Origin of the sequence: Streptomyces blastmyceticus (assembly GCF_039521185.1) — a bacterium.
GTDB lineage: Bacteria > Actinomycetota > Actinomycetes > Streptomycetales > Streptomycetaceae > Streptomyces > Streptomyces blastmyceticus.
Genome location: NZ_BAAABW010000026.1, coordinates 61,051 through 71,916, shown reverse-complemented (window position 1 = coordinate 71,916; position 10,866 = coordinate 61,051). Strand labels below are relative to the sequence as shown.

Genomic DNA, 10,866 nt, shown 5'->3' with positions numbered 1-10,866 from the left:
CGGAGCCGACGGAAGCCAGTCGGCTCAGAGCGGGCGGCGGAAGCCCACCGCCGCGAGCACGCCGCCCACGACGGCGATACCGATGCTGATGAGCAGGGCGGGCAACACGGCCCCGGCGCCGGGCAGGTCGAGCGCGAGGGCGCGCGTCGTGTCGATCGCGTACGTCAGCGGGTTGGCCTTGGCGACCGTGCCCAGCCACGTGGGCAGGTCGTCGATCGGCATGTAGGCGCTCGAGGCGAACAGCAGCGGGAAGATCGCGATGACCGCGAGGTTCTGCATGGGCTCCGCCCGCCGCAGCCACGCGGCGGCCGCGATGAACGCCCACCCCAGGGTCCAGGTGATGAAGAGCACCAGCCCGGCCGAGGCGAGGAGCTTCCCCGCGCCGCCCTTGGGGGAGTAGCCGAGAACGGTGACGGCCAGCACGATGACGATCGCGATCTGCACCGCGGCGCGGACCAGGTTCGACAGGCTGCGGGCGACCAGCAGCGAACTGGGGTGGATGGGAAGGCAGCGCAGCCGGGCGACCATGCCGTTCTTGAGGTCGTCCACCACCCCGATCCCGGACTGGATCGCGGAGTGCACCGCGTTGTCCACCAGGACCGCCGGCATCACGAAGTCGAGGTAGCTGATCCCCTTGGGGAAGTGCGGCGGCATGCCCATCCCGCTGAACACCTGGGTCAGCATGAACAGCAGGATCACGGGCTGGGCCAGGCCGAAGACGATCACGCCGGGGTCGGTAACCAGCGCCCGCAGCGACCGGCCGGTGAGTATCCGGACCTGGGTGAGGAACGAACTGCCGTCCCACGCAATCGCCGGCCCCGGGGTGTCTTCCGGGGCCGGCGGCGCTGAGTCGGGTTTTCCGACGAGTTGTTGTGTGGTCATGGAGTCTCCACGATCTGTGCGTTGAGCGATGTACACGAGCGATTCAGGGAGTGAATCCGGTGGGCCGCTCGGCCAGGGTGAGGTAGACGTCGTCGAGGGTCGGTTCCCCGAAGGACAGTTCCGTGATCTCGATCCCCGCCCCGTCGAGGGCCCTGATCACGACCGCGGCGTCCTTCGAGGCCTCGATGACGACGACGATCGTGCCGTTCGCGCGGTCCACCACCGGCTCCAGGCCCGCCCGCCGGATGGCCTCGCAGGCCACGGCCGGGTCGGACCCGTCCTCCGGGGCCACCGTCACGGTGCGCTGGCCCACCTTGGACTTGAGCTCGGCGGCGGTGCCGCTGGCGATCACCGCGCCGGCGGAGAGCACGGCGATGGAGTCCGCGAGCCGGTCCGCCTCGTCGAGGTACTGCGTCGTGAGCAGGACCGTGGTGCCCCCGGCGACGAGGTCCTCCACGATCTCCCACAGGTTCAGCCGGCTCGACGGGTCCAGGCCCGTGGTCGGCTCGTCGAGGAAGACGACGGCCGGGTGGCCGACGAGGGAGGCGGCCAGGTCGAGCCGTCGGCGCAGCCCGCCGGAGTACGTGCCCGGCCGGCGTGCCGCGAAGTCCTGGAGGCCGAACAGCTCCAGCAGCTCATCGGCCCTGGCACGGGCCGACCTGCGGTCCGCGCCGAGCAGCCGGGCCAGCAGGACGAGGTTGTCCCGCCCCGAGAGCTGGGCGTCGACCGAGGCGAACTGGCCTGTCAGCCCGACGCGTTTGCGCACCTCGTGCGGGTCGCGCGCGACGTCGAAACCGGCCACCGCGGCCCGTCCCGAACTGGGCGGCAGGGCGGCGGTGAGGATATTGACGAGCGTGGTCTTGCCCGCTCCGTTGTGTCCGAGCAGAGCGAGTACGGTGCCCCGGCGCGCGGATACGCTCACCGAGTCCAGTGCGCGCAGGGAACCGAAGACCTTGCTGACGCCGTTCGCCTCGATCATGATGTCTTCGCCCGTCCGGGCGGTGGGTTGAGCGAGCCCGCTCATGGCTGATCTCCCGCAGATGAGTGTTCCGAGCGCCGCGCGGGGAATTCCGGGCGGCGTGTGCCGTGGATGCCGGGGGCCCACGGAGTGGGCGCGGGTCCCGGTGAGGGGACCCGCGCCCGTCGGTCAACTCGTCGCGTCCATCAGGCGGAACAGGTCGTCGTCGCTGGCCGATTCCAGGTCGAGAGCGCCGCCGGTGGAGCCGCCCGGGCCGCTGTCCCGCCCCGCCGTCACCGCCTTGAGCCGCGCCACCGTCTCCGCGGAGAGTTCCGCACCCTCCGTGAGCAGGGACTCCAGCTCGGCCACGACGGAGTCCATGTCGCGCACCGGGGTGGCCGTGCGCGAGAGCCTGTCGCGTACGAGCCGGACGACGGCGTCCGGCGTGGGGTGGTCGTACACGAGCGTGGCCGGAAGCCGCACGCCCGTGGCCGCGATGAGCCGGTTGCGCAGCTCGACCGCGCTCACCGAGCCGATGCCCATGTCCTTGAACGCCGCCCTGCCCGCCTCGGCCGACGGCTCCTCCTCGCCGAGCACCGCCGCGGTCTCGGTGAGGATCACCTCCCTTATGAGCGCGTCCTGTTCGAGTTCGTCGAGGCCGGCCAGCCGGGCGGCGAGCTCCGACGGCTCGTCGTCGCCCGGTTCGTCCTCGGTGACGAAGGCGACGGCCGCCGGGTCCACGGGAGCGGACGTCAGCCAGAACCGCCGTCGCTGGAAGGCGTAGGTCGGCAGGGGAACGGGCCGCGCCCCGGGCAGTACCGCGCGCCAGTCGACGGGAAGGCCATGGGCGTGCATCCGGGCGACCGCCGTGAGCAGGGCGTGCGGCTCGCTCTCCCCGGCGCGCAGGCTCGGCGAGATGGTGGCCCCGTAGCCGGGGTCGGCGGACTCCAGGCACTCGTCGATCATCGGTGTGAGTGCCGGATGCGGGCCCAGCTCCAGGAACCCGGTGATGCGTTCGTCCCGGAGCCGGTCGACCGCGTCCTTGAAGCGCACGGAATCCCGCAGGTGCCGCACCCAGTAGTCGGGATCGTGGGCGTCCTCGGTGGTCATGTGCCTGCCGGTGACGGTCGAGACGACGGGGATGGCGGGCGCGGAATAGGACAGGGTGCGGGCGATCGCGCCGAGCTCCTCCAGCAGGGGGTCCATGAGCGGTGAGTGGGCGGCGCCCTTCACCGCGACCCGCCGGCTCTTGTGGCCGGCGGCGTCGAGCCGGTCCGTGAGCGCGGCCAGGGGTGCCTCGGCGCCCGAGAGCACGAGGGATTGCGGCCCGTTCACGGAGGCGATCGACACGGGTTCCGGCAACTCGGCGAGCCACGGGGCCATTTCGCTCTCCGAGATGCGGACCGCCGCCATCGCCCCGCCGGGCGGCAGCGCGTCCATCAGCCTGCCCCGGGCCGCCGCCAGGATGCACGCGTCCTTGAGGTCGAGTCCGCCCGCCACATGAACGGCGGTGGTCTCGCCGGCCGAGTGCCCCACCAGGCGGTCCGGGGTCACGCCCCAGGATTCGAAGAGCCGGTACAGGGCGACCTGGACGGCGAACAGCGCCGGTTGCGCGTAGGTGGCGTCGTCGAGGAGTACCGCCTCCTCGGAGCCGGGATCCGCCCACATCACCGAGGTGAGCGACCGCTCCAGCAGCGGGTCCATGGCGGCGCACACCTCGTACAGAGCGGCTTCGAACACGGGGAACGTCTCGGCCGCGGCGCGCCCCATGCCGGGCCGCTGGCCGCCCTGCCCGGGGAAGACGATGGCCAGCCCGCCCGGCGGGGCGTCCTCGGAGGTGACCCCGGCGGCCCGCTTGCCGTTCCCGAATCCCGCCGCCGCGGACAGCAGTTCCGCACGCCCGGAGCCGCTGATGACGACCCGGTGCCTGTGCCGGGCGCGCGTGGTGGCCAGCGAGTAGGCGACGTCCTGCGCGGTCAGCCCGAGGTCGGCCTGCACGCGTTCGGCCAGCCGCTGTGCCTGCGCACGGAGCGCCGCCCGGCTGCGGGCGGACAGGATCCAGGACGCGGTCGCCCCGCCGTCCGGCTCCGGGATCTCCGCGGTGCCGGTCTCCGCGACGTCCTCGGCCGGCGCTTCCTCGAGGATCACATGGGCGTTGGTGCCGGTGAGCCCGAAGGAGGACACGCCGGCCCGGCGCGGCCGTCCGCTCTCCCGCGGCCAGGGCCGGGCCTCGGTCAGTACGCGTACCGAGCCGGCGGACCAGTCCACCCGGGACGTCGGCGCGTCCACGTGCAGGGTTTCGGGCAGCAGGCCGTGGTGCATCGCGAGCACCGTCTTGATGACCCCGACGGCCCCGGCGGCGGCCTGTGTGTGCCCGATGTTCGACTTCACCGACCCCAGCCACAGCGGGCGTCCCTCGGGCCGCTCCCTGCCGTACGTGGCGAGCAGGGCCTGGACCTCGACGGGGTCGCCGAGCGGTGTGCCGGTGCCGTGGCCCTCCACGGCGTCGACGTCCTGCGGCGCCAGCCGCGCGTCGGCCAGGGCCTGGCGGATGACGCGCTGCTGCGCGGACCCGTTCGGCGCGGTGAGCCCCTCGGAGGCGCCGTCCTGGTTCACGGCGGAGCCCCGTACGAGCGCCAGGACGCGGTGCCCGTTGCGCCGGGCGTCGCCGAGCCGCTCCAGCAGGAGCAGCCCCGCCCCTTCGGACCAGACGGAGCCGTCGGCGCCGTCCGCGTAGGCCTTCGAGCGGGAGTCCCGGGACAGCGCGCGCAGCCGGGAGAAGTGTGTGAACGGCGCCGGTGACGCCATGACGGTGACGCCGCCGGCCAGCGCCAGGGAGGACTCGCCCGACTGCAGGGACCGGCAGGCCAGGTGCAGGGCGACGAGGGAGGACGAGGAGGCGGTGTCCACCGTCAGCGCAGGGCCCTCCAGCCCGTAGGTGTACGCGATGCGTCCGGAGACCGCGCTCCCGGCGGTCCCGGCGCCGAGCATGCCCTCCAGCGCGCCCTGCCCGACGGAGGCGTTGGCGGCGTAGTCGCGGTGCATCGCGCCGGTGAACACGCCGGTGCGGGTTCCCTTCAGGGCCGTCGGGTCGATGCCCGCCTCCTCGAAGGCCTCCCAGGCGACTTCGAGGAGCAGCCGCTGCTGCGGGTCGGTCGCCGTCGCCTCCTGGTCGGACATGCCGAAGAAGCCCGCATCGAAGTGGCCCGCGTCGTGCAGGAAGCCGCCTTCGCGTGCGTAGGTGGTGCCGGGGCGGTCGGGGTCGTCGTCGAAGAGCCGGTCGAGATCCCAGGCGCGGTCGGCGGGGAAGCCGGACATCGCATGGGCCCCGTCGGCGAGCAGGGCCCACAGGGCCTGGGGGGAGTCGGCTCCGCCGGGCAGCCGGCAGGCCATGCCGATGATCGCCACCGGTTCTTCCGTGGCCGGTGCGTGGTGCGCGGCAGGCGGATCGATCGCGTGGTCATCTGTGCTGACGGACACCTTCACTCCCGTTTTTCAAGTGCTTTCATCGGTGGGGGGACGCGGTCGGCGGATCACCCTGGTCGGATGTCAGTCCTCGTGCAGGGTGATCGCCTGGGACGGGCACAGGGCGCCCGCGAGCCGGATCGAGGACTCCTTGCCGGCGCCGGGCCCGGCGCCGACGAGGGTGACCAGCCCGTCCTCGTCCTGGTCGAAGACCTCCGGCGCGGACAGCACGCACTGGCCGGCTCCCACGCAGCGGTCGGGGTCGACGGTGATACGCATTGGTTTCTCTCTCCTGCGGTCGGGTTCGGGCCCGCCGGGCGGCCTGCGGCGCGTCCGGCGGGCGGGGCGGGTGTCGTCTACCAGCGGACCGGCAGTTCGTGCAGACCGTGCACCACGCCGTCGTGCTTGTAGGCCAGCCCCTCGGCGGGCACGGCGAGTTCGAGATCCGGGATGCGCTCGAAGAGCTTGCGGTAGGCGATCTCCATCTCGACCCGCACCAGGTTCTGCCCCAGGCACTGGTGCACGCCGTAGCCGAAGGCCACGTGGTGCCGGGCGGACCTGGAGGGGTCGAACATGTGGGGGCACTCGAAGCTGTTCTCGTCGTGGTTGGCCGCGGCCACCAGGGGCACGATGCCCTCGCCCGCCCTGACGAGCTGCCCGGAGATCTCCACGTCCTCGACCGCCACCCGCAGGGACACCAGGTCGGCGACCGAGTGGAAGCGCAGCGTCTCCTCCACGACCCGGTCGTCCCCGATCCACTGAGGGTTCGTCAGGAGCGTGAGCACGCCGAGCGCGATGTTGTTGGCCGTCGTCTCGTGGCCGGCGATGAGCAGGAGCATCAGCACGCCCGACAGCTCGTGCGGGGCGATCGAGCCGGTGGCCAGCAGCCGGCTGACGAGGTCGTCGCCGGGCCACTTGCCCTTGATCTCGACCAGCCGGCCGATGTAGCGCAACAGGTCCTTGGAGGCGGCCTGCCGCTGCTGGTCGGTCGAGGCGCGGAGAGCGACCAGGGTGCGCGTCCTGGACTCGAAGAACTCGCGGTCGGTCGGCGGCACGCCGAGCAGCGACGAGATCACCAGGGACGGGATGGGCAGCGCGAAGTCGGCGACGAGGTCGGCTGAGTTGCCGGCGGCCAGCATGGCGTCCAGGCGCGCCTCCACCGTGCGCTCGATCGCCGGCCGCATCTCCCGGATGCGCCGGACGGTGAACTCCGGGATGAGCGCCTTGCGGAACCGGTCGTGCTCCGGGGAGTCCAGCCCCACGAACCAGCCCGGGATCTGCGCCTGCTTGGGCACCCCCAGGCTCTCGCCGACGTTCGGGAAGCCCTTGTGCTCGGGGTTGGAGCTGATCTTCGGGCTGGTCAGCACGGCGCGTACGTCCTCGTGCCGGGTGACCAGCCAGACCCGTTCGCCGTTGGGCAGCCGCGAGGGGACCAGCCCCTCCTGCCCGCGGTAGTCGGCGTAACCGGGTGGCGGGAAGGGCACGTCGGGACTGCGCAGCGGGAAGTCGACCACCTGTGGTGCGGATTGCGTCATGTGCGGAAATCCCCTCTCGGACGGGCCGGTCAGCCGACGCCGTAGAACGCGCGGATCCTGCCGATCACGAAGTCCTGGTCGGCGGCGGTCAGCCCGGTGTGGGTGGGCAGGTACAGCCCGTCCTCGGCGAAGTCGTTCGCCTTGAGCGAGGGCCAGTCGGGGTGGAGGTACATGGGCTGCCGGCTCATCGGCTTGAAGAAGAGCCGGGTCTCGATGGACTGATCGGCCAGGAACGCCCGCAGCTCCTCACGGCGTTCGGCCCGCAGGTCGTACATCCACAGCACGTCCCGGGGCGGCATCAGCGTGATGCCGGGGACGTCGGCGAGGCCCTCGTCGTAGCGCTTCTCGATCGTGCGGCGCGTCGCGAGGATCTCGTCCAGCCGCTCGACCTGGCCCAGGGCGACGGCGGCCTGCATGGCGGTCATCCGGTAGTTGTAAGCGACCTTCTTGTGCAGGAAGTTGTGCTCCTTGGTGAAGGCCATGGCGCGCAGATGCTCCAGCTGCCCCGCCAGCCTGGGGTCGTCGGTGAGGCAGATGCCCCCCTCGCCCGAGGTGATGATCTTGTTGGCGAAGAGCGAGTAACAGGCGATGTCCGCGACCGGGCGGACACCGTGGGCCTCGGCGCAGTCCTCCACCACGCGCAGGTTGTACTGGTACGCGATGTCCATGATCGCGTCCATGTCGCAGCGCCGGCCGTAGATGTGGACGGGCATGATCGCCTTCGTCCGCGGGGTGATCTTCTCCTCGATGCGGGTGACGTCGATGTTCAGGTCGTCCGCGCAGTCGACGAACACGGGCGTCGCGCCGGTGTAGGTGACCGCCCACGCGCAGGCGATCATGGTGAACTCGGGGACGATCACCTCGTCCCCCGGGCCGACGCCCAGGGCCCGCAGGGCCAGGGTGAGGGCGGCCGTCCCGGAGGAACAGGCGACACCGTGCGCGACCGCGTTGTAGTCGGCGAAGGCGCGCTCGAAGCGCTGGATCATCGGCCCCTGGGACGATATCCAGCCGTCCTCGACGGTGGCGGTGACGTATTCGAGCTCTCTGCCGTCCAGAGCGGGCCTCGATACCGGGTACGTGAACGACATCGTCGCTTCCTTACTCCTCGTGTGTGGCGGGTGTTCGTGTGCGCTCATGCCAGGGCCGGGAGCCCGAGAATCCGGGAGGCCGCGGCCTCCCGGCCGCCCGCCGCGTGCTGAAGGGCCCCGAGCCGCTCCGCGTTCTCGCGGAAGGAGGGGGTGCCCAGCACCCGCTCGATCTTGTCGACGACGTCGCCGGGGTGGATGGTCTGCGGCCGGTCCAGGGTCAGGCTGATGCCGAAGTCCCGGCCGCGGGCGGCCTGGTCGAAGCAGTCCACCCACAGCGGCCGCACCACGAGCGGCTTGCCGAAGTACACACCCTCGTTGAAGCCGTTGCCGCCGCCGTGCGTGAAGAACACCTTCACGTTCGGATGGGCCAGGACATCGAGCTGCGAGGGAACCCAGCTCTCGATGCGCAGGTTGGCCGGCAGCGACTCCTCGGGCGGCAGCAGTTGCTGCTGCTCCTTCGACAGCTTCCACAGCACCTGGTGCCGGCCTTCGAGCCGGCGGGCGACCTCCACGATGGAGGCGACCTCCGTACGGGTCAGCCGGGTGATGGTGCCGAGCCCGATGTAGACGACGGACGACTGGGCTTCCAGCCACCCCGAGAGGTCCACGTCGTCCGGGGCCTCGGGCAGCGGCGGCACCATCGCGCCGACCAGCCGCATCTTCTCGGGGATGTCGAAGGGGTAGTCCAGCTCCGCGATCGAGTTGCACAGGACCAGCTCGGCCTGCTCGATCCGCGCCATGAGGGTGAGCGTCGGGAGGCCGAGCGACTTGCGCCGCCGGTGGTCCGCCATCAGGACCCTGCCCATCCTGGGCGTGCAGAACATCGTGACGCCCCGCACCTTGAACAGCTCGTTGCTGACGCGCTGGGCGAGGCTCATCGTGCCCGGCAGCCCGGTGTGCGGGACGGGGAAGCCCTTCGGCGTGTAGCTCTTGCCGAAGGGGGTGAAGGCCGTCAGCACATTGCTCGGCAGGAACGGCACGCTCAGCACGTACGGGATCCCCCGGGCGATGGCCAGGTCGATCGCGAAGCCGCTGATGCAGTCGATGACCATCAGCGCCGGCTGCACCTCGTCGACGACGGCCGCGAGCCGGCGGTACTTCACGTCCTGCAGACCGGGCTTGAAGGACTGCCTGATGACCGCGCGGTGAGCCTTGAAGCGCGAGCTCTGGGTGACCTCGCGGTAGACCTCGTCGCTCCAAGTGACCGCCGAGAGCTCGGAGATGACCTCGCCCAGGGAGGCGAACTCCACGGGGGAACGCTCGGCGATCCGCTTCACATCGTCGCGCCGCGGCTCGTCGGTGGCGAACCAGAGGTCCTCCACTCCCTGGCGGGAGAGCTCGCCCGCCAGGACGAGCAGCGGGTTGAGCAGGCCACTCTCCGGAAGGCTGACGAAGAGGATCGGCCGTCGGGCGGATTCCATGGGTTCCCTTTCAGCGGTGGCGGGGGCGCGTCGAGCACGCTCCCGTGCGGGTCGGCTGGCCGTACTCACCTTTGATCTCACGCCGGTCGCCGGGAAATCCTTAGACTCCGCCGCCCGCGGCCCGGTCCCTCGTTTCCCGGCGGCCCGCGCGGCGGGTGCTGTGTCGCCCGGTAACGGGTCGGTCCGAGTTCCCTGACGCTCCGGAAGACGCTTGACGCGTTTTTGTCGAGAACGCCGCAACCAGGAGTGGCGCGCGCTCGTCCGCGTATTCCGGCGGTCAATTTAATGCGGCAGTTACGTGTTCTTCATTCATCATGTCGCCACGGCCCGGCGCCCATTGCCGCGCCGCCCGCAGACCCCGCATGCCGCCGGACAGTGACCGCAGGTGTGCGGAGAGTGAAAACCCGGCCCGGTCGTGGCGTAAAAGGGCGGCGATTGGCGCGATTTCGGCCGTACGGAGCCACCGAAGCGGCGGATCGCGACCGAACCTTTCCAGGTCGAGCCGCAGGTTTAGGCGACTTCACAATGGCGGTCGTTGCCCCCCGCACCGGTGGCTAACTAGCCTTCGATTAATCCCACCAGCACATGAAGTTTCATGAAGGGGATCTTCCCTTGTTGAATGCAGTCCCCACACTCATTGATTCGGCCCGGTTCGAGGCGGACGGCGATCCGTCGGACCGGGACGGCTGCGCGGACGGCGGCCGGCAGCCCGACCAGGCGGGCATGTGCCTGGCAGGGCTCGACGCGTCCCTGACCATCCAGCAGGCGAACCAGGAGTTCTTCCGCCAGTTCAACGGCTCCTCGGAGGAGCTGTGCGGCCGCAGTATCCGCGATGTCGTGCACCCGAGTGTCCAGATGCCGCTGTTACGCCAGTTCTCCCACCTGCTCGAAGGCAAGCGCCAGCGCTTCGTCACTCCCGTCATCGCCGTGCGCCCCGGTGAGGGGTCCGCTTTCACCGTTCCCCTCACCGCGGTCGCGGTGCGCGGCGGACTGCCCGGCACCAACGCGATCCTCGTGATGATGCCCACGGCCGGGGATGCCGAGGGGACGCCTGTGGTCACCAACCGGAAGAAGGTGCTGTCCGCCATGGACGCACGCATTCTGGAGGGCATCGCCGCCGGCGTTTCCACCGTCCCGCTGGCCTCACGCCTCTATCTGAGCCCGCACGGCGTCGAATACCACGTGACCTGTCTGCTTCGGAAGTTGAAGGTGCCCAACCGCGCCGCGCTCGTCTCCCGCGCCTACTCCATGGGCGTGCTCAAGGTCGGCACCTGGCCGCCCGAGGTCGTGGAGGACTTCGTGAAGCAGGAACGGAAGGCCTCGTGAAGTGAGGCGGCACGAAGGCCGGGGTGCGGGCGTCTCCCGCTCCCGACGGCGCCAATCCGGCCAAATCTCCCCGCTCTGACTCAAAGCCCTGTGGAATTGTCCACTTCCTCTCCTTAGTGTCATGTCGACTGGATCATGCAGGCCGATTCCCCAGGGAGCCGGCCGCCGGCGCGCCGATCGTCAACGGGGCC

At 70.9% G+C, this 10,866-nt stretch carries 7 protein-coding genes and 1 pseudogene; 1 reads left to right on the top strand and 7 read right to left on the bottom strand.

Annotated elements, in window-relative coordinates:
- Positions 1-24: 24 nt before the first annotated feature.
- From ABD269_RS23140 to ABD269_RS23110, 7 genes and pseudogenes are all read right to left on the bottom strand, one after another.
- A complete protein-coding gene (locus ABD269_RS23140; protein WP_344120606.1) occupies positions 25-882 on the bottom strand; it encodes an ABC transporter permease in 858 nt (285 codons plus the stop codon).
- Between the two features lie 43 nt (positions 883-925).
- Positions 926-1,906, bottom strand: coding sequence for an ATP-binding cassette domain-containing protein (locus tag ABD269_RS23135; protein ID WP_344120604.1), 981 nt, complete (start codon positions 1,904-1,906; stop codon positions 926-928).
- Between the two features lie 123 nt (positions 1,907-2,029).
- Positions 2,030-5,263 (bottom strand): annotated as a pseudogene (locus ABD269_RS23130) (type I polyketide synthase); the annotation flags it as partial.
- Between the two features lie 126 nt (positions 5,264-5,389).
- Positions 5,390-5,584, bottom strand: coding sequence for a ferredoxin (locus ABD269_RS23125; RefSeq protein WP_301890882.1), 195 nt, complete (start codon positions 5,582-5,584; stop codon positions 5,390-5,392).
- A 77-nt stretch (positions 5,585-5,661) separates the two neighbouring features.
- Positions 5,662-6,840: a cytochrome P450 gene (locus tag ABD269_RS23120; RefSeq protein WP_301890881.1), complete on the bottom strand. Its 1,179-nt coding sequence runs from the start codon at positions 6,838-6,840 to the stop codon at positions 5,662-5,664.
- A gap of 29 nt (positions 6,841-6,869) precedes the next feature.
- On the bottom strand, positions 6,870-7,928 hold the full coding sequence (locus ABD269_RS23115; RefSeq protein WP_301890880.1) for a DegT/DnrJ/EryC1/StrS family aminotransferase: 1,059 nt from the start codon (positions 7,926-7,928) through the stop codon (positions 6,870-6,872).
- A gap of 44 nt (positions 7,929-7,972) precedes the next feature.
- Positions 7,973-9,349 carry a glycosyltransferase gene (locus ABD269_RS23110; protein WP_344120598.1) on the bottom strand — a complete coding sequence of 459 codons (1,377 nt, stop codon included), beginning with the start codon at positions 9,347-9,349 and terminating at the stop codon, positions 7,973-7,975.
- 615 nt (positions 9,350-9,964) lie between these two features.
- Between ABD269_RS23110 and ABD269_RS23105 the strand changes: the two genes are divergently transcribed.
- Positions 9,965-10,675: a LuxR C-terminal-related transcriptional regulator gene (locus ABD269_RS23105; protein WP_425572982.1), complete on the top strand. Its 711-nt coding sequence runs from the start codon at positions 9,965-9,967 to the stop codon at positions 10,673-10,675.
- Positions 10,676-10,866: the final 191 nt, after the last annotated feature.